This window comes from Propionivibrio sp., assembly GCF_049316945.1.
Classification (GTDB): Bacteria; Pseudomonadota; Gammaproteobacteria; order Burkholderiales; family Rhodocyclaceae; genus Propionivibrio.
The window spans coordinates 1-22,973 of the sequence record NZ_JBMOJE010000058.1; the positions used below are offsets into that span (position 1 = coordinate 1).

At 59.3% G+C, this 22,973-nt stretch carries 24 protein-coding genes; 8 read left to right on the plus strand and 16 right to left on the minus strand.

The features are described 5' to 3' along the window. Positions 1-521: 521 nt before the first annotated feature. From ACOYNV_RS13990 to ACOYNV_RS14015, 6 genes are read left to right on the plus strand one after another with little or no spacing between them, the layout of a single operon-like run. Positions 522-977, plus strand: coding sequence for a Fur family transcriptional regulator (locus ACOYNV_RS13990; RefSeq protein WP_422900402.1), 456 nt, complete (start codon positions 522-524; stop codon positions 975-977). Next, positions 978-1,262 carry a hypothetical protein gene (locus ACOYNV_RS13995; protein ID WP_422900403.1) on the plus strand — a complete coding sequence of 95 codons (285 nt, stop codon included), beginning with the start codon at positions 978-980 and terminating at the stop codon, positions 1,260-1,262. It abuts the gene before it with no gap. A gap of 57 nt (positions 1,263-1,319) precedes the next feature. After that, entirely contained in the window at positions 1,320-2,720 is a 1,401-nt protein-coding gene (locus ACOYNV_RS14000; protein ID WP_422900404.1) for a hypothetical protein, read from the plus strand. Positions 2,721-2,730: 10 nt separating this feature from the next. After that, positions 2,731-3,639 carry a metal ABC transporter substrate-binding protein gene (locus ACOYNV_RS14005; RefSeq protein WP_422900405.1) on the plus strand — a complete coding sequence of 303 codons (909 nt, stop codon included), beginning with the start codon at positions 2,731-2,733 and terminating at the stop codon, positions 3,637-3,639. Next, the gene (locus tag ACOYNV_RS14010; RefSeq protein WP_422900406.1) at positions 3,636-4,205 is read left to right on the plus strand and encodes an ATP-binding cassette domain-containing protein; all 570 of its coding nucleotides are present in this window, start codon (positions 3,636-3,638) and stop codon (positions 4,203-4,205) included. Before ACOYNV_RS14005 ends, ACOYNV_RS14010 begins: the two co-directional genes overlap by 4 nt. After that, positions 4,202-5,014, plus strand: a complete 813-nt coding sequence (locus ACOYNV_RS14015; RefSeq protein ID WP_422900407.1) for a metal ABC transporter permease — start codon at positions 4,202-4,204, stop codon at positions 5,012-5,014. Before ACOYNV_RS14010 ends, ACOYNV_RS14015 begins: the two co-directional genes overlap by 4 nt. A 268-nt stretch (positions 5,015-5,282) precedes the next feature. On the opposite strand, the gene ACOYNV_RS14020 is transcribed toward ACOYNV_RS14015, so the two are convergent. The 9 genes from ACOYNV_RS14020 to ACOYNV_RS14060 form a co-directional block, all read right to left on the minus strand. Further along, positions 5,283-6,461: a heme biosynthesis protein HemY gene (locus ACOYNV_RS14020; protein WP_422900408.1), complete on the minus strand. Its 1,179-nt coding sequence runs from the start codon at positions 6,459-6,461 to the stop codon at positions 5,283-5,285. Then, entirely contained in the window at positions 6,458-7,600 is a 1,143-nt protein-coding gene (locus ACOYNV_RS14025; protein WP_422900409.1) for a uroporphyrinogen-III C-methyltransferase, read from the minus strand. Before ACOYNV_RS14025 ends, ACOYNV_RS14020 begins: the two co-directional genes overlap by 4 nt. After that, positions 7,593-8,372 carry a uroporphyrinogen-III synthase gene (locus ACOYNV_RS14030; protein ID WP_422900410.1) on the minus strand — a complete coding sequence of 260 codons (780 nt, stop codon included), beginning with the start codon at positions 8,370-8,372 and terminating at the stop codon, positions 7,593-7,595. Before ACOYNV_RS14030 ends, ACOYNV_RS14025 begins: the two co-directional genes overlap by 8 nt. A 7-nt stretch (positions 8,373-8,379) precedes the next feature. Beyond that, positions 8,380-9,327: a hydroxymethylbilane synthase gene (hemC, locus tag ACOYNV_RS14035; protein WP_422900411.1), complete on the minus strand. Its 948-nt coding sequence runs from the start codon at positions 9,325-9,327 to the stop codon at positions 8,380-8,382. A gap of 197 nt (positions 9,328-9,524) precedes the next feature. Continuing rightward, positions 9,525-9,737: a type II toxin-antitoxin system HicB family antitoxin gene (locus ACOYNV_RS14040; protein WP_422900412.1), complete on the minus strand. Its 213-nt coding sequence runs from the start codon at positions 9,735-9,737 to the stop codon at positions 9,525-9,527. A 4-nt stretch (positions 9,738-9,741) separates the two neighbouring features. Continuing rightward, complete coding sequence (locus tag ACOYNV_RS14045; RefSeq protein WP_422900413.1) at positions 9,742-9,930, minus strand: type II toxin-antitoxin system HicA family toxin; 189 nt, start codon at positions 9,928-9,930, stop codon at positions 9,742-9,744. Positions 9,931-10,197: 267 nt separating this feature from the next. Next, entirely contained in the window at positions 10,198-10,848 is a 651-nt protein-coding gene (locus ACOYNV_RS14050) for a hypothetical protein (RefSeq protein WP_422900414.1), read from the minus strand. Positions 10,849-11,308: 460 nt separating this feature from the next. Then, positions 11,309-12,109 (minus strand): LytR/AlgR family response regulator transcription factor, encoded by an 801-nt coding sequence (locus tag ACOYNV_RS14055; RefSeq protein ID WP_422900415.1) that lies wholly within the window; start codon positions 12,107-12,109, stop codon positions 11,309-11,311. Continuing rightward, positions 12,106-13,140 (minus strand): sensor histidine kinase, encoded by a 1,035-nt coding sequence (locus tag ACOYNV_RS14060; RefSeq protein ID WP_422900416.1) that lies wholly within the window; start codon positions 13,138-13,140, stop codon positions 12,106-12,108. The genes ACOYNV_RS14055 and ACOYNV_RS14060 overlap by 4 nt, the downstream gene beginning before the upstream one ends. 66 nt (positions 13,141-13,206) lie before the next feature. Here ACOYNV_RS14060 and argH point away from each other — a divergent pair, with 66 nt between their 5' ends. Together argH and ACOYNV_RS14070 are read left to right on the plus strand one after the other, a co-directional pair. Next, entirely contained in the window at positions 13,207-14,604 is a 1,398-nt protein-coding gene (gene argH / locus ACOYNV_RS14065; protein ID WP_422900417.1) for an argininosuccinate lyase, read from the plus strand. Next, complete coding sequence (locus ACOYNV_RS14070; protein WP_422900418.1) at positions 14,601-15,905, plus strand: protein kinase domain-containing protein; 1,305 nt, start codon at positions 14,601-14,603, stop codon at positions 15,903-15,905. Before argH ends, ACOYNV_RS14070 begins: the two co-directional genes overlap by 4 nt. 125 nt (positions 15,906-16,030) lie before the next feature. On the opposite strand, the gene ACOYNV_RS14075 is transcribed toward ACOYNV_RS14070, so the two are convergent. From ACOYNV_RS14075 to ACOYNV_RS14105, 7 genes are all read right to left on the minus strand, one after another. Then, a complete protein-coding gene (locus ACOYNV_RS14075) occupies positions 16,031-16,564 on the minus strand; it encodes a hypothetical protein (protein WP_422900419.1) in 534 nt (177 codons plus the stop codon). A gap of 96 nt (positions 16,565-16,660) precedes the next feature. Next, positions 16,661-16,984 (minus strand): Grx4 family monothiol glutaredoxin, encoded by a 324-nt coding sequence (gene grxD / locus ACOYNV_RS14080; protein WP_422900420.1) that lies wholly within the window; start codon positions 16,982-16,984, stop codon positions 16,661-16,663. Positions 16,985-17,021: 37 nt separating this feature from the next. After that, positions 17,022-17,885 (minus strand): peptide chain release factor N(5)-glutamine methyltransferase, encoded by an 864-nt coding sequence (gene prmC, locus ACOYNV_RS14085; protein WP_422900421.1) that lies wholly within the window; start codon positions 17,883-17,885, stop codon positions 17,022-17,024. A 4-nt stretch (positions 17,886-17,889) separates the two neighbouring features. Then, positions 17,890-18,972: a peptide chain release factor 1 gene (prfA, locus tag ACOYNV_RS14090; RefSeq protein WP_422900422.1), complete on the minus strand. Its 1,083-nt coding sequence runs from the start codon at positions 18,970-18,972 to the stop codon at positions 17,890-17,892. 51 nt (positions 18,973-19,023) lie between these two features. Continuing rightward, positions 19,024-20,298 (minus strand): glutamyl-tRNA reductase, encoded by a 1,275-nt coding sequence (hemA, locus tag ACOYNV_RS14095; protein ID WP_422900423.1) that lies wholly within the window; start codon positions 20,296-20,298, stop codon positions 19,024-19,026. A gap of 145 nt (positions 20,299-20,443) precedes the next feature. After that, positions 20,444-21,454, minus strand: coding sequence for a 23S rRNA (adenine(1618)-N(6))-methyltransferase RlmF (gene rlmF, locus ACOYNV_RS14100; RefSeq protein ID WP_422900424.1), 1,011 nt, complete (start codon positions 21,452-21,454; stop codon positions 20,444-20,446). A gap of 91 nt (positions 21,455-21,545) precedes the next feature. Continuing rightward, complete coding sequence (locus ACOYNV_RS14105; protein ID WP_422900425.1) at positions 21,546-22,718, minus strand: hypothetical protein; 1,173 nt, start codon at positions 22,716-22,718, stop codon at positions 21,546-21,548. Positions 22,719-22,973 lie beyond the last annotated feature (255 nt).

The following is a 22,973-nucleotide window of genomic DNA, read 5'->3' on the forward strand; positions in this document are numbered from 1 at the left end:
ACTAATTTCCTATAAATACTGAATAAATACGGACTGGATCAGGAAGTCTGAGACTTGGCATTCGTGATATCTCCTTTTGCTCAGCCAGGCAAGTCAGCCAGATTGCTTTCAAGGCCGTTGTTCCGGGCAGCGCCAAAACGGCACTTCCTGGGGAGCTTATGAATAAACGATCTTCAGGCAAGGTGCCTGAAGAGTGGCGTATTTGCTTGATCTGCAGCTCTACTGCTTGTAGAACGCCTATTCGCAAGCCTTCCAGAGTTGTTATGGCTTGAATTTGCGGGTATCCGGATTTTGTGATTGATACTCTGCAGTGCAGCGCACAATGCCCTGTGCTTCGAGCTTTCGGCACCACTGTTCGTCTCGGTTCGGCCATTTTCGTCTCTGCGGTGGATTCTTGATATTTTCACAGCCGCTGAGAGTCTGGAAGGCTGTTGATTACACGTCGTTATTGCAACAATGTTGCATCTGAGATATGGCTATGGTTAAATCGTCAATCAAAATTCTCTGGTCGGATCCCTTTTGTGTCCTCTCCCATTCTCCTCAGCGATGAAGTTGTTGCCGAGCACATTCGCCTTACCGGTGCGCGTGCGACGCCGGCGCGTATCAGGGTGCTGCAAATGCTGCGCGGGGCACCGACGGCGCTGACGCACAACGAGATTGAACTGGCGCTTGGTGCCTCGGCGCTCGACCGCATAACGCTTTATCGCGTGCTCGACTGGCTGGTCGATAGCGGTCTGGCGCACAAGAATACGGATGTCCATCGCGTCTTTCGCTTCTCGGCCGCCGCCGATGGGGAGCATACGACGCACATCCATTTTCGTTGTGAGCACTGCGGCGGGGTTTTTTGTCTCGATGCCGCACCGCCTGCCGCGCCGATCCTCCCAGCCTGCTTCTCGTTGTCGCGCATGGATTTCGACCTGCGCGGGCGTTGCGCCAACTGCGCCAATAGTGCCAATAGCGCAGCAGCGAAGCAATAAATGAAAAACCTGCGGCACGCGCTTTTTGCTCTCCTGCTGCTGTTTGCTCAGGTAGGCGCGCTGTCGCATGCCGTCGAGCACCTGCGCTTTGACGATGCCGACCACTCGCCGGATCACGTCTGTGCGTTGTGTCTCGCGGCACAGAATCTCGGCGCGACGCTTGTTTCAGCTTCGCCCTGCATCGTGCTATGCACTGCCGATTTCGCAACACCGGCCGACGTCAACGTTCCTGTCTTTTCCCCGTCTGCCGTTTCCCCGCGCGCCCGCGCTCCTCCTGCCGCCTGATTGAAGCGCAAACCTGCCGCCTCAGGGCGGTGTTCTGCATTCCTTTCAGGAGAAATCATGCGTACCCCCGTGATCACGGCGCTCGTCGCCGCGCTGTCCTTTGCATTCCCGGCTCATGCCGCCGGCAATGCCGATCTCGCCGAAATCCGCGAGCAAATCAAGCAAATGAAAGACGCCTACGAGCAGCGCATCGCCGCACTCGAAAATCGTCTGGTGCAAGCCGAAACAACCGCCGGCAAAGCCGAGTCCAATGCCTCGCAGGCCCAGGCCGTGGCGCAACAGGCCGCCCAGCGGCCGGCGTCGGCCAACAGCTTCAATCCGGAGCTTTCGCTGGTTCTTGTCGGCAATTACACCAATCTCTCGCAAGACCCTGGCCAGCGGCGTCTGCAGGGCTTCATGCCGTCAAACGGTGAGTTGCTGCCGAATGCGCGCAGTTTCAACCTTGGCGAATCCGAGCTGGCGATTTCGGGGAATATCAACCATCTCTTCCGCGGTACCCTGCTGCTGGCCATCGCTCCGGACGACACGCTTGGCGTCGAGGAAGCAAACTTCCAGACGCTCGGTCTGGGCAATGGTTTCAAATTGAAGGCCGGTCGATTCCTGTCCAATGTCGGCTATCTGAATGAGCTGCATCCGCACGTCTGGGACTTCTCCAACGCGCCGCTACCGTACCAGGCATTTTTCGGCGGCCAACTGGGCATGGACGGCGTGCAGGCGCGCTGGCTGGCACCTGGCGAAACCTACTTCGAAGTCGGTGCCGAGGCGGCGCGCGCACTCAGCTTCCCGGCGACCGACGACACGAAAAACAAGAACGGCCTGATGTCGGGTGCCGTCTACGCGCATGTCGGCGGCGATGTCAATGTTTCGAACAGTTGGCGTGCCGGCCTTTCGTATTTTTATGCCCGGCCGGAGGATCGCAGCTATGACGATCCGCTGAACGTCAATCCGCTGAATGTCAACACCACCTACAGTTTTTCCGGCACCAGCAAAACCTGGATCGCCGACTTTATCTGGAAATGGGCGCCGAACGGCGATGCCAGCCGGCAGAACCTGAAGCTGCAAGGGGAATATTTCAACCAGTCGGAAGATGGGTCGCTGGTCTACGATGTGAACGCTACCAACCAAGGGACGCAGAGTGGCAGTTTCAACAATCGCCAGTCGGGTTTCTACGCGCAGGCCGTCTACCAGTTCATGCCGCACTGGCGTATCGGTTATCGCTATGACCAGCTCAACTCGGGCAACCCCAATTTCGGACACGACCCGTTCACCACTGAATTCCCTTTGCTCAACGACTTCAATCCGAAGCGGAATACGCTGATGATGGACTGGACGCCGGACGAATTTTCACGTTTTCGCCTGCAATACGCGCAGGACAAAACGCGCCCCGAAGCCACGGACAATCAGGTCTGGTTGCAGTACATCATGAGTCTGGGCGCCCACGCTGCCCACAAATATTAAGGAGCGAGCAATGAAACGCCTCTATGCAATCGCACTATCAGCGTTACTGGCCCTGGCCACGCTGCCGGCCCACGCCGCCCTCAAGGTTTTTGCCACGGTTCCCGAGTGGGGCGCGCTGGCGCAGGAAATCGGTGGCGACCAGGTCAAGGTTTACAACGCAACGCACGGCCTGCAAGACCCGCACCGCATCGATGCCAAGCCTTCGCTGATCGCCCAGGCGCGTTCGGCGCAATTGCTGCTGGCAACAGGCGCCGAGCTCGAGGTCGGCTGGTTGCCGATGGTCGTCCGCGAGTCCGGCAACGCGCGCATCCAGCCCGGCCAGCCCGGCTATTTCGAAGCGGCGCGCTACGTCAACATGCTCGATATTCCGGCCGTTCTCGACCGTGCGCATGGCGACGTGCATGCCGCCGGCAACCCGCACATCCAGACCGATCCGCGCAATCTGCTCAAGGTCGGCGAAGCGTTGAGCGCGCGCATGGCCGAGATCGACCCGGCCAATGCGGTGGCCTATCAAACCGGTTACAAGGCCTTCGCCGACAAGTTGCGTAGCGCCATTGCGCGCTGGGAGAAGGAAGGAGCGCCGCTCAGGGGCGTGCCGATCCTGGTTCAGCACAAGGCTTTCCCTTACCTGCAGAACTGGCTGGGCTTGAAGGAAGTCGGCCGTCTGGAACCGAAAGCAGGCGTCGAGCCGTCGAGTGCCTATCTCGCCGAAATCGTCGCGCGGCAGGCCACGCAGCCGGCGAAAATGGTCATTCTCCCGGCCTATCAATACGATGCTCCCTCGCGCTGGATCGCCGAGCGGGCCAAAATTCCTGCGGTAACGCTACCGTTCACCGTTGGCGGTACGCCGGAAGCAAAAGACCTGTTTTCACTGTACGACGATACGCTTCGCCGCCTGCTCAAAGGCTTGCAAGGATGAGCGCCGCCGCCCTGTTCGAAATCGATGCCCTGAGCGCCGGTTATACGCGGCCGGTAGTCGGCCCGGTGTCGCTGCGGCTGGGCGGTGGTGAAGTGCTGGGTCTCGTCGGCCCGAATGGCTGCGGCAAATCGACGCTGCTTGCCGCCCTGAGCGGATCGGCGAGAATTTTTTCCGGGCGCATCGACAAGCGCCCCGGGCTTCGTCTTTCGCTGCAGCAACAACAGCCGCCGCAGATCGATGGCGTTCCATTCAACGGCGCCGAACTGCTGGCCCTGACCGGCGCCGGCGCTGAAGGACTGCCGCCGTGGCTGGCGTCGCGCCTCAGCGAACGGCTGGATCGTCTGTCCGGCGGCCAGTTGCAATTCCTTTATCTGTGGGCCTGCCTGCAGGCGCCAGCCGATGTCGTGCTGCTTGACGAACCGACCAATAATCTTGACCCGGAAGGCGTCGCATTTCTCGAAGTCGCGTTGCGCCAGCGAGCGGGCGAGGGCGCCGGCCTGCTGGTGGTCAGCCACGACGCGCGGTTCATCGACGCCGTCTGTGATCGCACGCTGGTGCTCGGATGAATGCCGACTTGCTGTTCGACCCGCTGTTCGCCGAGCCTTTCATCACCGGCCTGGTTTTCGCCATTCTGCTGCCGCTGCTCGGCTGCTACCTGCGTCTGCGCGACGAGTGGCTGGCGGCGCTGGCTTTTGCCCAGACTGCCGCAGCCGGCTCGCTGCTGGCCATGCTGTTCGGGCTACCGCTGGCGCTTGGCGGACTGGCCGCCGCCGGTCTGGCTGCCACACTCAAGCACGCTTTCGAAGGTGCCACGCGCGGCACCCAGGGCGCCGCCTACGCCATGCTGCTGCTGCTCGGCTGGGGCATTTCGGTGCTGCTGGTGGCCAACCTGCCGCTCGCCGAGCGCATGGGCCACGCGCTGTTCGACGGCCAGCTCTATTTCACCGAGCGCTCGCATCTGGTCAGCGCCGGGGGCTTTGCGCTGCTGTCGTTTTTTACCCTGCGCTGGCTGTCCCGCCGCCTGTTGCTGGCGCATTTTTTCCCAGACTTTTTCCGGGCCAGAGGGTTGTCCGAACGCCGTGCCCACTTTGTCTTCGACCTGCTTGTTGCCGGTGCGCTGGCATTGGCCACCATGAGCGTCGGCGTCATGGGCGCTTTCGCCCTGATTTTCGTGCCGCCGCTGATTGCCTTCAACTGGGGCAACGGCTGGCACGGGGCGTTGCTGCTGGCATTGAGCAGTGCTTTTCTCGCTTATGTCGCTGCCTTCGCTCTGGCACTTGTACTTGACCAGCCTTTCGGACCGTTGCTCGGATTGCTACTGGTCGCTACCGGTGTGTGCAGTGCTTTACTGCGCAGCTTGATGGGGCGCGACTAGTCGCATGAGGGAAAGGTAATCAATGGTCGACCCCTTGGGCTGAGGTTTTTTACATGGAAATGTATTGGATGAGGCCATAGAGCGGCCTATTTTTCCCACTGACGGCCATGGGTCGGATTGCCACCCAAAGGGTTGATATAGAAAATACAGCAAACTATTAATTTAGTTTCTTTCGTGAGTTTCGTGGGCAGACTGAGGTTTCCAGGATCAATGTGTTGAGATGCACAACACTATGCGCATATCAATCATGAAATTCTGATAGCCGAAATTACTGAGCGACCAAATGCTCACCGGCAGCGGCCCGGTAATGGTGCATCGCTTCGTCTGATCGATCGGTCTCTTCAAACAGGCGCGCCAGTTCGAGACGCACTTCGCGCGCCTCGGAGAGCGACAGTGCTGCTTCCAGGAAGCTCTGCGCCTTGCCCCACAGACGTTGCGCCAAACACATGCGGCCCAGTGCAAGCAGCAGTTGGGGATCATCTCGGTGTTGCGGCAACCACTTGTCGGCGCAGGCAATGCGCGAGGTCAGGTCACCACCACGGTTCTGCCCGTAGAGGCTCACCAGCCTGGAATCCCATTCCACGTCGAGTTGGGCCTCGATAAAGCGCTGCGCATCGGCATCCGCGCCAAGTTCCATCAGCGCTTCGGCGTAGGCGCGCGCCAACCGGGGACTTCCCTCCCGTGACGGCATCTCTCGCTGATACGCCTGCAACCGGGCAAGATCGGAACGACGTTGGCGAATATTTTCACGATGCGCCTTGAGCTTGATTTCTTGTGCCAACTCGGGCAACAGGGCATTGCGTTTCTCAAGCAAGCGGGCGATACGCAGCACCTCGTCCCAATTGCCGCAGCCCTGTTGCGCACGCAACTCAAGGCGCAGTGCGGCGATGTGGCGACCGGAAATTTCCTGCAGACGCTTCAACGCCGAGACGGCTTCGTCAAAACGCTGCATCTCGACTTGCATTTCCGCCTCAAGCATCAGGCAGGCCGGCTGCAGTTTCGGATCATCCAGCGCGGCTCGCTCAAGCCAGGCTTGTTGTTTGTAGGGCTCATGCAGACGTTGCGCCGAACGGGCGGCCAATAACGCGGCCAGCGCCGGTGATTGGCCAGCGGCATGGGCCTCGCTGGCTTTTTTCATGGCCTGGCTGTAACGGCCTTCAAAAAGCAGGCGCACGACATCGTGAAACGTCCCGATCGTTTTCTCGCGCAGGCGTCGTTCCCGAAACTCGCGCACGCGCGTTGGCAAGGAAAGCGTCAGTGAAGCGCCGCGCAACAGCACATAAAGCACCACGAAGGCGGTCAGGATGAGCAGAATGGCAAAATTAAGCGATATCTCGGCACGATACGGGGGGAACACCAGCAGAACGTAGCCATCGTTGAAATGCGCCGCCAGCGAAACGCCCACCGCCAACGCAAAAAGCGTCAGCACCCAGAGCAGGCCCTTCATTTACGTTCCTTGCCGAGCTTGAAATTCTTGATCGCCGAGAGGCTCTCGTTAAGGTTAGGCAATTCGATGTTGATCTCGGTCGCGGCAAGTTGTTTGAGCGATTCCTCTGCGGTCTGTACCGATTTATCACGCCCGTCAAAATAGCGATCGACCCAGAAGTGGGCCTGCTTGATTTCGTTGCGAAATGTCCACTGATCATGCGCCAATAGCGCCAGACGGGCATTCAGCAAACGCAATTTGAGATTCTCACGCAGGAAGAAGGCCTGCCCCGGCGCCAGCAAAGCCGGTTCGTCGCGGTCGAAGCGCTGGATGCGGACCAGGCTGCGCAGTTCGCTCCAGAACTCGGCGGCCATCTCCTTCCAGAACGTCAGCGAACTCGCTGCCGCCAAAGAAACTCTGGCCGCATCCTTGGGCTTGGCCTGATCGCGCGGACGGACATCAACCGCCAGCGGCAACGCATCGACGGCGGAGAGCAGACCCTCAAGACGCAAATTGATCCCGGGCAGATCAACCTGTGGCAGTGCCAGCAGCCGATCCAGATCGCGCAGCAGCACTTTGCGCAAACGGATGAACTGAGGGCGGCTATTGCCTGCCAGGCGAGCATCGGCGGCCTGCAACGCCAGCACCGCTCCTTGCACATTGGCGGCGAGTTGTAACTGCTGTGCGGCCAGCGTCACGCTTTGCTCGATCTCCGCCAACGCCCACTCATCGCGGCTGCGCGCCAGGTCCTGATAGAGTTTCTCGAGCGTGGCCTGCTGGCTGATCGATTCGGCGATCTTCCCTTCAAGTTCGCCCAGTTTCCCCTGCAACACGGTGAATTGCTCCTGCGCCTGACGGGACAGGGCGCGGCTCTCCTTGGCGACGGTGTCACTTTCGGATAAGCGGCGTGCCATCTCTTGCTGGGTATCGGCAAGACGGATACGTGTCTCGACCCACTGCCAGGCGGCCAGACCCAGCGCAATCAGCGCAATTATCAGCCACGGATTTCTCCACGCGCTGAAGAAGGGATTGCTCGACGGCTTGCTCGATTCTTGCGCCAGCGACGCCGTCACGGCGGGTACCGATGGGGCAGGTTCGGTAGCGTGAGCAGTGGAGGGAGCAGTGGAAGGAGCGGGTTGTTGATCGACAGAATCATTCATGGTGAAACCAATTATATTCGCACAAGCCTTCAATGATACCGGCATCCGCCGGTCCGGTCAGAATTACTCTCTGCAAACCAAGCCCGGCGGCCACTTCGGCGATGCGCTGATGGGGAACAAACACCGGCAAGGCACGCAACCGCGCACAGCCGTCAGTATCGAGCAAAGCCAAAAGGTTGCGCAAACCTTCGCTGGAAGAAATCGTCAGTGCATCGACCTGCTTGTTGCGCAACAGCGACAGGATAGGGGCTCCATCAACAGGCGCCGAACGGTGATAGCAGGTGACGCAATCGACTTGCGCCCCGCGTTCGCGCAGCGTATCAGCCAGCAACTCCCGGCCACCGTTGCCGCGCAGGATCATTACCTTCTTGCCGGCAACGCATGCGGCCTGAAAAGCCGGCAGTTCAAGCAGCGCTTCGGAGTCGAAGCGTGTTGCCGGGACGATGACATGCAAGATGCCGCAGGCCGCAAGCTGTGCGGCGGTGCTCTGGCCGATCGCTGCCGCCGGCAAGGTCGCTGGCCACCGGCGCCGGGCAAGGATCAGCGGCACGCTGAAGTCGACCGCATTCGGGCTGATGAAGACCGCGATGGTGTAGTCGTCGAGCCGCGCAATCGCTTGCTGCAAGGGTGCCGGATCGTCAGGAGGGCCGATATCGAGCAAGGGAAAGCACAACGACTGGCCACCCTGTGCAGCAATCATCTCGACCAGTTTTCCGGCCTGGGCAGCAGGACGCGTGACCAGAATCCGTCGGCCCTGCAACGGTTTTTTCATTATCTGTTCATTGGCAGGAGGCAAGCGAGGCCAGAATCGCATCGGCGCCCTGCTCGCGCAACTGTTGCGCCAGACGCTGACCGATGGCCTCGGCTTCCTCTGGCATTCCGCGCAACTCGCCGCTGACCATCTGCTGGCCGTCCGGGGTAGCAACAAAACCGCGCAGCCACAGCACGCCATTTTCCAGAATGGCAAAGCCGCCGAGCGGCACCTGGCAACTGCCGCCGAGGGCGCGTGAAAAGGCACGTTCAGCACAGACGCAATGGGCTGTATCAGGATCATTGAGCGGCGCCACCGCCGCTATGGCGTCCTCGCGGCAGGACAGAACCTCGATACCGAGCGCCCCTTGCCCCGGAGCCGGCAACGACTGCTCGGGGGTCAGGATGGCCTTGATGCGCGCCTTGAGGCCGAGGCGGATCAGACCTGCTGCGGCCAGGATGATGGCGTCGAACTGCCCTTCGTCAAGTTTCCGCAGACGGGTATCGAGGTTGCCGCGCAGCGGTTCGATCCGGAACTGCGGGTATTTGGCACGCAATATCGCTTCGCGGCGCAGGCTGGAGGTGCCAACGACGGCGTCGGCCGGCAGTGCGTCAAGTCTGTCGAACTTGTTGGAAACGAAGGCATCGCACGGATTTTCTCGGGCCGGAATGGCGGTCAGCGAAAAACCCTCCGGCATCTCCATCGGCACGTCCTTGAGCGAATGCACGGCGAGGTCGGCGTGGCCTTCCTGCATGGCCACTTCGAGTTCCTTGATGAACAGCCCCTTGCCGCCGATCTTCGAAAGCGGCCGATCGAGGATCTGGTCGCCGCGCGTGGTCATGCCAAGAATCTCGACACGGCTCAGTGGATGCAGTTCAGAAAGACGCGCCTGGATATGCTCGGCCTGCCACAGGGCCAGGCGCGACTCACGCGAAGCGATGACGATACGCGCCGGTACGGGGAGATGGTTTTTCAAGGCAGAGTCCTGAAATAAGTCAGATGAAAAAAGCAAGCCGTAAATCTCCATGAGTTCAATTCCCCGCCCCTTGGGGCGAAGGCTGGGTGGAAGCCAGCGGACTTGAAGCACACTATTTTTAAAGTGTTGTGGCCATATGGCAAGGGTGTGTAAAAAACCTGAACTCAAGCGGCTGCTTGCGCCTGTTATGCTGAAGGTCAGGCTGCGATTTCAAGATACTCAACGATGCTTGCTGGCTGAGGAATAGCCAAGCCATCTTCACGAAGCCCTTCAATGTGAAGTTCGATAGCCTCACGAATCTGGTTCTCGGTTTCCTCTACAGTCTCTCCGGTAGCAACGCAGCCGGGAAGGTCAGGCACGTAAGCGGAATAGTTGTTTTCTGTTTTTTCGAGGACGATAGCGTAGCGCATGTTATTACCCCTTCAGTCCGGCTTGTTTGAGAACGCTGTTCAACGTGCCGGGAGCTAAATCATCACTGGGTTTCCCGGCAACTGTAACGCGACCACTTTTGACTGGATGTTTAAACTGCCGATGGCTGCCGGCCGTAGCGACAAGAAACCAGCCATCGGCCCGAAGCATGATCAATATATCGCGTATTTTCATGGCGCCAGAATAGCAAAATTAATCGAAAAAGCTCAACATTCCAGCCAAAGTGCATTGCGAGGCTTTTTCGGTTAGCGTCCTCTGTGAGCCTGTGAAAATATCAAGAATCCACCGCAAAGACGGCGCGAAGCCTACCTGAAGAGGGACAAAGGCGCAGAGAAAACGAAAAGCCCCCATATTTCTAAAGGTTTTCTCTGCGGAACCTCTGTGGCTCTGCACCTCTGCGGTAGGTGTTCAGGCATTTCTTCACAGACTCTGAGCGCAGTGTTAGCTGTATGCGGAGACATGGACTTGAGGTGTGAAACCCGGTGCGAACACTCTCACCACAGACGCGGGCGAGAGGACTTGAACTAATGTTGACGGTGAAACTAATGCTTGGCTTCGACCATAACCTACAAATGACCAAGGCAATAGCTTTCCTCGCCAGACAAGAAGAGCTTTCCCCTCGGCCTCAATAATCGTTCCCGCCGGCAAGCTGCCAGCTTGTGCGTCGTAGGTGCGTTTGCGTTTTCCCTCTGCGACCCGCTCGGCGTGTATGATCTTGTCGATTTCAGCGATTGCTGGGTTCTCTGCCAGGAGAATTTCGCGATTTGATTCGATCCATGCGGCCTTGAATTCGTTGAATCTGTCTCGGCGACATTCTGCGCATGGCCGGTGCCCCGCCGAGAAAGCGGTTGCTTCGTCAAGAAAAAACAACTCAGAGTAAGAATCTTGTGCAAAAACACGGCTCTCTTCCCCCTTGACACGGATCTCTCTGCCCTTAAATTCAAGCTGGCAAGTAATCCACGCTTTGCTTCGCCATTGAGCAACGATTTCCTGTTGGTCATTGTGAAGAATGCCTCGATTTCCTAGGAAAGCACCTTTGGCACTAACCGCATGCAGTTGTCCCAAAGGGTCAACACGATTTTGATGAGGCATTTGTGGACTCCGAAAAGTTAAGATGACTAATTTTTTGGGAGACAGTATTACATCAATATTATGGTGCCAGTCTCCCTGACCCTGCGTCGTTCATGTCGCTTACCAAATTGTTTAATAAGGCATTACGTCGAAATACAGGATACCTGCTTGCACCGAGAACACTCAACCCGCCGCTTCATGCCCGGCGCGGCGCCGTCCAAAATTGTCCTGAAGTAAGTCAGATGAAAAAACGATCAGAATTCTAGCATGCGGACTCCGTGCGCCTAGCCCAGGGAGATGATGCAGGCCCGACATTTGACGAAAACTCTAAACAAGGCGCCCTGCAGACCGCATCAACAGGCGCTTTACGAGCAACATGACCAGAGAACCGCATGAACACTGCCTTGCACGGCAACAAGCCTGAAGATGGCCGTCCTGCTTGCCTTGCAGGCCCGTGCATACACAGCTTCCGGCAAATAGATCAGGTACTCAGCAATCGGGCGTAGGACTTGACCAGTGGCCATTGCCGACGGCTGACCGGAAGTTTTTCGGGGATGCCACGCAGCAGCGCCTGCCACTGAGTATCGGCATCCTCGGCCGCGTTCTTCTCGAAGCCGGTGATCGCTTCCCTGGCCACCAGTGCGCTGCGATGAAGGCGAATGAAACGCTCGGAGAACTCTTCTTCAAGATGCGTCAGCGATTCATCGAGCAGGTACTCCCGGCTGATGGTGCGTGCGGTCACGTATTTGAGGTCGGCCTTGAGGTAAAGAATGTCCGGTAACGGGATCAGCAGCAGGCGTCCGCGCTCGTGACAGGAGAGGTGCGTACGAGCGCCCTGCTGGAGTGTCGCCAGCACCTGTGGCGCGATCACCGGGTGCTTCTGCCAGACATTCAGCCGCACCTTCTGCATGGCGATAGCCAGGCGCTGCGCGCGTACCGGCTTGACCAGGTAATCGATGGCGTTGAGTTCGAAGGCCTGTACCGCATGGCTGTCAAAAGCGGTAACGAAAATGATCGCCGGCGGATGTTCAAGCTGCGCGAGGTGCATCGCCAGTTCGATGCCGTCCATCTTCGGCATGCGGATATCGACCAGCGCCACATCAACGGATCCTTCGGCGATGGCCTCCACGGCCAGCAGTCCGTTGGCCGCCTCGGCGACCACGGCGTTCGGCACCTCCGCCGCAATGTCAGCGAGCAGGTCACGGAGTCGCGTTCGGGCCGGCGCCTCGTCGTCGACGATCATCACAGTCAGCGTCTCATTGTTGCTCAAAGCAGTAGTCACGATTTCATGCTCCGGCAAGGTAAAACAATATGCACACGGTACTCGTGCAGACCGCCGGGAAGTGTCACCTCGCTCGTTTCCAGGCGCGCTTCGAGATCATAGTACAGCGCCAGTCGCTCACGGATATTGGCCAGCGCCATGCGGTTGCCGGTCAGCGCTGCATCGCTGCTGCGGCAAGGATTGGACAGATCGATGTGCAGTTCGTCACCGCTTCGGGCAAAGCGAATGTGCAGCTTGCCGGCATCGCCCGACGGTTCTATTCCGTGATAAACGGCGTTTTCCAGCAAGGGCTGCAACATCAGCGGCGGCACCTTCAGATCGACCGGCACATCGGCGATCTCCCACTCGACGTTGAGCCTTTCACCAAGGCGCAGTTTTTCGAGATCGAGATACTGGCGACACAAGGCAATTTCGTCGGCCAGCGGCAACAAGTCGCGGTGGTCGCGCATCAGGGCACGAAAGAGATCGGCCAGATCCTCCAACGCCGTCTCGGCGCGCCTTGGCTCGGCGCGAATCAGCGAGAGAACGGCGGTCAGGCTGTTGAACAGGAAGTGTGGGCGGATACGCGCCGTCAGCGCCTGCAGGCGGGCCTCGGCCAGCGCCGGAGAAAAGGCTTTGGCACGCAACGCAAAGTAAAAAAGCATCGCCCCGGCACACAACCCTCCCAACAAGGCGGCTCGCGTCAAACGCTGCCAGCCACCATCATCAACCGCCATGAAGCTCCAGAAATCAAGCAACAGGAATGAAGAAGCAGCCGCCAGAAAGACCACCACTGCCTGCCCGGCCCACGGCGGCAAGCGCCGCAGCAGATTGCCAAGCAGCGCCAGCAGCGAAAGATTGAACAGCAGCAAGGGTTGCACCCAGGCCGCCATATCGACATAGCGTTGCACACAATCAATAATTCCAGCGCTTTGCACCAGCGCCGCCGCAAACGCCAGCAGATTCACGCCGAGCAGTATGCGCAGCATGACGCCAAAATTACGGAAATCCGGCAGCGGATGGCCCGCCGGGTTTTGCTTTATACTTGGCATTTGCTGGAGGGGGGGGTGCCTGTCAGGGTTCCATGAGCCATTCTAGCCCACCAACCTGCTTTCATCATGAGCCAATCGCAACCTACTTCTCCTACTCAATATACTTGGGCCGGTCGCTTCTCCGAACCGATGTCCGATCTGGTCAAACGCTACACGGCTTCGGTGGACTTCGACAAGCGCATGTGGCGCCAGGACATTCGCGGTTCGCTCGCCCACGCCCGGATGCTCGCCAGGCAAGCCATCATTTCAAGCGAGGATCTGGCTGACATCCAGCGCGGCATGGCGCAGATCGTAGCCGAGATCGAATCAGGCACTTTTGAGTGGTCGCTCGACCTTGAGGATGTTCATCTCAACATCGAAAAACGCCTGACCACGCTCGTCGGCGATGCCGGCAAGCGCCTGCACACCGGCCGTTCGCGCAACGACCAGGTGGCGACCGACATCCGCCTCTATCTGCGCGACTCGATCGACGACATTCTGGTGCTGCTCAAGCAGTTTCAGTTCAACCTGCTCGATCTCGCCGAACGCGAAGCGGCAACGCCGATGCCCGGCTTCACCCACCTGCAGGTGGCGCAACCGATCACCTTCGGCCATCACCTGCTGGCCTGGTTCGAGATGACGCGGCGCGATGCCGAGCGTTTTTGTGACGTGCGCAAGCGCACCAATCGCCTGCCGCTTGGCGGCGCAGCGCTGGCCGGAACGACTTACCCGATTGACCGCGAGTTTGTCGCCGCCGAACTCGGCTTCGACGGCGTCTGCGAGAACTCGCTCGACGCGGTTTCCGACCGCGATTTCGCCATCGAATTCTGCGCTGCCAGCGCCCTGCTGATGATGCACTTCTCGCGCATGTCCGAAGAACTGGTGCTGTGGATGAACCCGCGCTTCGCTTTCGTGAAAATTGCCGACCGCTTCTGCACCGGCAGTTCGATCATGCCGCAAAAAAAGAATCCGGACGTACCCGAACTGGCACGCGGCAAGACCGGACGCGTCTATGGCCACCTGACCGCCCTGCTGACCTTGATGAAGGGCCAGCCACTGGCTTACAACAAGGACAATCAGGAAGACAAGGAACCGCTGTTCGACACCGTCGACACGCTGACCGACACGCTGCGCATCTATGCCGACATGATCACCGGCATCAGCGCCCGCCCGGACAACATGCGCGATGCGCTGCGCCAGGGCTTTGCCACGGCCACTGACCTGGCCGACTACCTGACGCGCAAGGGCCTGCCTTTCCGCGATGCGCACGAAGCCGTCGGGCTGGCCGTGCGCCGCGCCGAGGAACTTGGCGTCGACTTGCCGCAACTGCCGCTGGCCGAACTGCAGAAGTTTTCCCCGCTGGTCGGCGAAGACATCTTTGCCGTGCTCACCGTCGAGGGTTCATTGGCCTCGCGCAATCACATCGGCGGCACCGCGCCCGAACAGGTTCGCGCGGCCATCGCGCGTGCTCGTGAGCAGCTGTGAAACAGCCCGCACAACAAGGAAAGATCGGCAAATACGAGTTGGTTCGCGAGATTGGCCGTGGCGCCACGGCGACGGTCTATCTGGGCAACGACCCCTTTACCCAGCGCGACGTGGCGATCAAGATCGCCTTTCCGGAAATCCTGAAAAATCCCGAGCGCGGCAAGCTTTACACGCATCTGTTTCTCACCGAAGCCTCGCTGGTCGGCAAACTGTCACACCCGCACATCGTCCAGATCTTCGATGCCGTCGTCGCCGACGATCTCTGCTACATCGTGATGGAATACGTTCCCGGCGGCACGCTGGAAGACTTCACCACGCCGGACAAGCTGTTGCCCATCGAACGCGTCGTCGAAATCATATTCAAGTGCTCACGGGCGCTCGATTTTGCCTACCGCATCGGCATCACGCATCGCGACATCAAGCCGGCCAACATCCTTTTTGCCGGCACCAACCCGAATTCTGCCGACATCAAAATCTCTGATTTTGGCGCCGCCCTCATCGAAAACCCCGAGCGCACGCAGGTTTCGGGCATCGGCTCACCGGCCTACATGTCACCGCAACAGGTCAGGGAACTGCCGCTTGATCACCAGACGGATATTTATTCGCTCGGCGTAGTGATGTTCCAGTTGCTCACCGGCCAGCTCCCGTTTCAGGCCAGCACCAACTACAACATCATCTACCAGATCATCAACACCGAGCCAAGCAAACCTTCCTTTCTGCGCAAGAATATCCCGGAAGTGCTCGACACCATCGTTGCCCGAGCCATGTGCAAGGACCTCAGGCAACGTTACCAGACCTGGGAAGAATTCGCCCATGATCTGGCGCAGGCGTTTCGCAACAAGCAACTCAAGGCACCAGCACGCGATTTTGCCGATTCAGAAAAATTCGACACGCTGCGCGAACTGCCATTTTTTGCCGACTTCTCCGATGCCGATATCTGGGAAGTGTTGGGTTTCTCGCACTGGAGCAGCGTTTCTCCCGAAGAGACGATCATGCACGACGGCGACCCCGGAGATTTCTTCTGTTTCCTCGCCGAGGGCGAACTCAAGGTCACCAAGAACGGCCGGATTCTCAACCTGCTGACCACCGGCGACTGCTTCGGCGAAATGGCCGTGATCAGCAAGAAGACGCAGACGCGTGGTGCCGATGTCGTCGCGCTGACCGAATCGAAGATTCTCACGGTCAAGGGCGAGGCGCTGAAGCAAGCCTCAGAACCCTGCCGCATGCATTTCTACCAATCCTTCCTCGAAGTCCTGACCAGCCGTCTCGAACTCTCCAACGCCCGGCTGGCGGCGTTTTAACTGGCATGCCTTTGACAGGCACTCCAAGTAATGAAAGCCCTGCCCGTCTCCCTCACCCCCGACCCCTCTCCCAGAGTGCGAGGGGAGGTTCAAGAGTCGCTTGCGCGACTTTCACGTTAAACGGGTCAGTGCCCGCAGAACGGCGCCACGTTGTTCGGCCCCATGAGATCGGGGCGCTGGTAGGTCGTACGTACGATGCCAGTGGTGGCGTCGAAAAGAACGTCAAAACGCGCCAGCCGGTTCCAGGTGTCGCAGAAGCGCCACTCCCAGACCAGTTCGTCGCGCGCCTTGAAATAGGCTGTCCACTGCGGCTGCGACGGTCCGAGCAGACGCAAAACCGCTTCCTTGTCGCTCTTGCCGGCTACGATGCGCGCAAAGTGGTCCATGTCGAGCACACCCTCAATCCGCTCCAGACGGCCATCCGCCCCGATGAACGCCATGAATGTCTGCGTCCCGGCTGGCCCGCGCGGATAAGCCAGTTGCTCACGTCCATCGGCGTCCTTCCAGCGCATTGCCGGCTCACCCATCGAGGCGATTACCTCCGGCAAGGTCGCCACACCGGCTTTGAGGTTGCTGCCGCTGTAACCGGCACAGGCTGCAAGCAGCACTGCGATACCAACAAGCGCCGTACGTGCCAAAGCTGAAAAAACTCTCTTCATACCGTTCTCCCGCTTGCAATATCCCGCGTTAATCCTCAATACTCACGGCGAAAGAACCGCCAGGAAGAACTCGATGGCTGATATTCCAACGAACGATCAATCCGGTGCGGCGATGCCTTCGAGCAAGGTTTTCAGTTCACCGCTCTGATACATCTCGCGCATGATGTCGCAGCCGCCGATGAATTCACCGCGAACATAAAGTTGCGGAACAGTCGGCCAATTGGCGAATTCCTTGACACCGTCACGGATCGCCTGATCCTCAAGCACATTGACGCTGAAAAAAAGCGGCAGATTGCAGGCTTGCAGGATCTGTACGGCTGTTGCTGAAAAACCGCACATCGGCGCCTTCGGCGTTCCCTTCATATAAAGCGCCACCGGATTGCCTGTTACCTGCTCTTTGATCAGTTGCTGCACGTTCATTAAAAACCTCTTCATAGTTGAGTAAAACAAACAGAAATCAGTAGTTCGGCTGGCGCCCGCCACTGACCCTTACAATCGCTGCACTGTCACGCCAGGAAGCGACATCCTCGAAACCAGCCGCCCGCAGTATTTGTGTGACTTTGACCGCCTGATCGTAGCCGTGTTCAATAATCATCCAGCCACCAGGCAAAAGATGGCTTTGCGCGCCTGCAATGATGGTGCGAATGCAAGCCAGCCCATCGCCACCAGCGACACCATCGGTCAAAGCGCTCTGCGGTTCGAACGGCAGACCATTCTGCTGCAGGTGCGGATCGCCATCGGCCACGTAAGGCGGATTCGAAACGATCAGGTCAAACCACTCTCCGCCTAGCGGGGCGAACCAGTCACCTTCAAGGAAAAGGATCTGTGCCCGGTGCCGTTCGGCATTGGCACGCGCCACATCAAGCGCAGCTGCTGATACATCAACCGCTGTAATCGCGGCTGACAGGCAAAGCCGCGCCAACATGATGGCGACAATTCCCGAGCCGGTACCCAGATCGACAATACGCGGTGCGGCGCGCTCCTGGCACCACGCCTTCACAATCCTGATTGCCTGATCAACGAGCACTTCGGTATCCGGCCGGGGAATCAGCACCGCCGGCGAGACGGCAAATTCAAGCCCGCAGAAATAGGCACTGCCGAGCAGATATGCCAGCGGCTCGCCGGCCTCGCGACGCGAGAGCAACGCATCGAACTTAGCCGACTGCGCGGTGGTCATTTCTCGTTCAGGATGCCCGATCAGATCGGCATGCGTGCAGGCACAAACGTATTCGAGCAGCAGCCTCGCATCGAGCCGGTCAATGCGCTGGCTGGCTTGGCGCCAGGCAGCACCAATTTGAGCACCCCTTGCAGCAACGATCATGCGTTTATTCCGGGCCGGCCAGAGCCGCGAGTTGTTCGGCCTGATGCTCGTTGGCCAGCGCGCCGACCAGTTCATCGAGATCGCCGTCCATGATCGAGTCGATCTTGTACAGCGTCAGATTGATGCGATGGTCGGTCACCCGCCCTTGCGGGAAGTTGTAGGTGCGAATACGTTCGGAACGGTCGCCGCTTCCGATCAGGCTCTTGCGCGTTGAAGCAATCTTGTCGTGCTGCTCGCGTTCCTGCGCGTCCCTGATGCGCGCGACCAGCACCGACATGGCCTGCGCCTTGTTCTTGTGCTGCGAACGGCCGTCCTGGCATTCAACGACGATGCCGGTCGGCAGATGGACGATGCGCACCGCCGAATCGGTCTTGTTGATGTGCTGACCACCGGCGCCCGAAGCGCGGAAGGTATCGATGCGGATCTCGGACGGATTGATCTGCACTTCTTCCAGTTCGTCGGCCTCCGGCATCACGGCTACGGTGCACGCCGAAGTATGGATGCGGCCCTGCGTTTCAGTTTCCGGCACACGCTGCACGCGGTGGGCGCCGGACTCGAACTTGAGCTTGGCGTACACGCCGCTGCCGCTGATGCGCGAAATGACTTCCTTGTAGCCGCCGACATCCGATTCGCTGGCTGAAATGATTTCAACCTGCCAGCGCTGGCGCTCGGCAAAGCGCGTGTACATGCGAAAAAGATTGCCGGCAAACAGTGCCGATTCGTCGCCACCGGTTCCGGCTCGAATTTCGAGGAAAACATTGCGCTCGTCATTGGTATCCTTCGGCAGCAGCAATTTCTGCAGATCGCTCTCGATCTCCGGCAGTTGCTCCCTGGCCGATTTCATTTCATCTTCGGCCAACTCCTTCATTTCTGGATCGGCCATCATTTCGAGTGCCGATTGCATGGTCTCCTCGGTCTGCCGGAAGGTCTGGTAAAGCCCGACCACCGGACCGAGCTCGGCATGTTCCCGCGTCAGTTTGCGGTACTGATCCATGTCACGCGTCGCCTCGCCACTGGCCAGAATGCGATCCAGTTCGTCCAGGCGGCCGACGAGATTCTCAAGTTTGTCGCGAATAGTTTGTTTCATGGGGGAAGCAATCAGAATGAAGAGTTTCCGGTGGAACTGCGCCGGATAAAGCTACTCGCCGTAGTGGGAGTCAGGATGTGATTCCGGATGCAGGTGAAACAGGCGCGTCGCCAGCGCCTGCAACTCGCAGCGGTCGCCATCGGCCTGATTCAGGGCCTGCGTCGGCGCATGCAGAAACTTGTTGGTCAGCCGATGCGACAATTGATCAAGCACGCTCGCCGGATCTTCTCCCTTGGCCAGCAACTTGAGCGCGTGCTCCATTTCGTGGCGACGGGTACGTTCGGCGTTATCGCGCAACGACCGGATCACCGGTACGGTTTCGCGCGTTTGCAGCCAGAGCAGGAAGCTGTCCACGCGCGCCGCAACGATCGCCTCGGCATCGACTACCGCCGACTGCCTCGATTCGAGGCCGGACTCGACAACCTGCGCCAGGTCATCGACGGTATAAAGGAAAACGTCGTCCAGATCACCCACTTCGTTCTCGACATCGCGCGGCACGGCCAGATCGACCATGAACATGGGGCGGTGACGGCGCGCCTTGACGGTACGTTCAACCAACCCCAGCCCGATGATCGGCAACTGGCTGGCGGTGCAGGAAACGACGATATCGAATTCCGCCAGGCGCTCGCCGACTTCTTCCAGGCGAATCGCCGTAGCACCGAAACGATCGGCCAGCACCCGGCCACGATCGATCGTGCGGTTGGCAATGACCATCTGCTTTGGTTTCTGCGCCGCGAAGTGCGTCGCGCAAAGCTGAATCATCTCGCCGGCTCCGATGAACAGCACGCGCTGATCGGCAATGCGCTCGAAGATGCGCTCCGCCAGATGCACCGCCGCCGCCGCCATGGAGACGATGTTGCTGCCGATGGCGGTGGTCGAGCGGACATCCTTGGCCACGGCAAAGGAATTCTGGAACAGCTTGTTCAAGGTTGCGCCGAGCGTACCCGCCTCCTTGGCGATACGCACGGCATCCTTCATCTGGCCGAGAATCTGCGGTTCCCCGAGCACCATCGAATCAAGCCCGCTGGCCACACGAAAGGCGTGGCGCACCGCAGCGCGATCCGGATGCGTATAGAGATAAGGTTCCATCTCATGGTGCGGCACGTGGCGGTAATCTGCCAGCCACTGGATGGCCAGTTGCGGGGTTTCGGCCTGGCAGTAAAGCTCGGTACGGTTGCAGGTCGACAGGATCGCCGCCTCATTGACGCGCCCGCAATTTACCAGGTCGAGCAGCGCCCGCTGCAACTCCTCGGCATGAAACGCCAAATGCTCGCGAACCGAGAGCGGCGCCGTGCGGTGATTGATGCCCAGAGTAAAAAGCGACATTAAGTGTGCGGAAGTTAAGGAGTTTGCTGTTCAGGCGAGACAGCAGCCGATTATAACACCCGCCCCGGCACGCCTCGGGATGACGCAGATCAAGGAAACGGGCAACAACCGGGCTCAGGAGAATCCGTGCATTCCCTGTAATTGGCTACGACGACTCACCGCGGCGCTGGTTCCGCCATGCCTGCCGCTGTCGCTCATTGAGGAAGGTCCAGGCAACGATTCGGCTTTTCTTCTGCCCCTGCGCCATCTCGATGGTTTGACTGTCCTGCACATCGGCTTTTTTCAGCGCGCGATAGACCGCCGGCAGGCTGGATGACTTCGAAACCAGCGCCGTGAACCACAAGCAACTGTTTGAAATCTGCATGCTCTCGGCGATCATCCTGCTGACGAAGCCTTCCTCGCCACCCACACAACAAAGCTCGTCTCCCTGCCCGCCAAAATTCAACGTCGGTTCCTTTTCACTCGGAGAAGATTTGCCAAGGTTCTTCCACTTGCGCTCGCTGCCGGTTCTTGCTGCGTCGAGCGAGGCATGAAACGGCGGGTTGCACATGACGAGGTCGAACAGTTCGTCGGCCTGCAGCACGCCTTTGAAGATGGCCGAGCGTGACGGCTGAAATCGCAGTTCGATGGCGTCCCGGTGCCCGCTGTTGGCGTCGACCGTGATCTGTGCACTGGCCAGCGCGGCGCGGTCGATGTCCGTACCGACAAAGTGCCAGCCATATTCGCCATGGCCAATCAACGGATAGACGCAGTTGGCACCAACGCCGATATCGAGCACACGGATCGCTTCGCCGCAGGGAACAACACCGCCGTTACTGATCGCCAGCAAATCCGCCAGGTAGTGCAGGTAGTCAGCACGCCCGGGAATGGGCGGGCACAGATACTGCGGCGGCAGGTCCCAACCCGTGACGCCATAAATCTGCTTGAGCAGAGCGCGGTTAAGCGCTCTGACAGCATCGGGATTGGCGAAATCGATGGAAGCATCGCCGTACGCATTCAACGCCACAAAAACCGCCAATTCCGGGCAGCATTCGACGAGTTGCTTGAAGTCGTAGCGTCCCCGATGCTTGTTGCGCGGATGCAGGCCGGTTTTCTCGGCCGCTGCGGCACGCGGGATTTTCTTGGCGGGGGTTTCCCCGGCTGGCTTTTTAGGCATAAAAAATCGATCTGGCCTCTAAGCCATTCAGCAGGTCAAAAGGCGCGCGGGCTAATGCGCGCCTCTCCCCGAAAGACATGAAAACTAGCGGCTAAAGGCCGAAAAGCCCCTTGAGCACCGTACCGACGCCCGGCGTTTCCTGCGGCGACGATGAATCCTGGCTCCTCCCCGAGGAGCGGCGTCCTCCACCCTTTTCATCCATGCCGAGCATGGTCATGCCGGTCGACTTGACGCGCACGCGCACCGCCCAGTCGGGATTGGCTGGCCGTGGCGGTTGGGCAAGATTGAGTTCCGGTCCGTAGGCGATCATGCGCACCATGGCGCCCTCGACCGCACCGAAGATGCCCGCCGGAATGGCGCAATTCTGAATGCTCGGCGCCAGAACCACCTTCTCATTGACCAGCTTCTTGACCTGCGCCGGACTCACATAATCCATCAAGCCCCAGCCAGGATCGGGCTCTTCGCTGGAACTCCAGATAATCATCTCCTCCTCGCCGCGAGCACCCATGGCGGTGAGGAAGTAGCCCTGGGCCGCATTGATCGATTGCCAACTGACGTTGACCGACGCCTTGGGGTCGCCGGCCGTACTCATGTTGATCTTGGGCATGAAGTCGTAGGCATCGCGCAAGCTGAAGCGCAGCCCTGCCGGCACGCCATCGCCGCTGACTGCGTGATCGCCTTCGAGCGACGAACTGTTCGGCACGCGCTGACGGTCGCGCTCGTTCGGCCACACCGAACGGCCCGGAACGGCCTTGGCGCCGCGATCCGGTGCGAAGCGGCCGGCCATGAAACGCGACCATTCATCCGGGCCAGATCGGGAGAAATCAACCACCTTCGGCTGGCCGGGGCGCACCCGCTCGCCACAGCCCCAATAAAACACCAGCTTGCCCTTCGGCTTTTCGCCGCCACCTTCGTGATCGCCAGCGGAGCGCACCGCCACCACAGGAATCAAGGGCAGGCTGCTGCCCATGCCCAGGCTGGGCGGAATGGCATGGGTGCCCTCGCTGCCGCTGGGCTTCTGGCGCGTGTAGAGCGCCGTATCCAGCCACTTGCCGGGCGATCCGCCGCCCATCTTGGTGCCGCCGAACATGCCGCCAAACAGGGCGCCTTCACCGGACTCCATGTCGCCCATGCCGGGAATCGACATGCTGTTGGTGGCAACGTCCATCCAGAACTGGGCGACGGGTGGTTTGGTCTGCGCCAGCGCAGTGACAGCGGGTAGAACCAGAACGGTAGCCAGGACGGCTGCGACACGTGTAGACATGATTGCCTCTTTGGTTGGACAGGGGGAATTCAGTATAAATCAAGAAATGGCGGTTCGAACCACATTGACATTTTACGGAATTCCTCGTAACGATCCTGAATGTGTCGAATCGGTGGTACGGAATCGCCTGTTAAGGCGCAGGGGCGAGGACCGACTGGTTCCCGGAGTTCGTTGTCTTGGATATTTGTATTCGCTTCTCAATGCCGCTTCGGGTGGGTTCCGCCAAGACAGATAAGGCTTGGCGAGAAAAGCGAA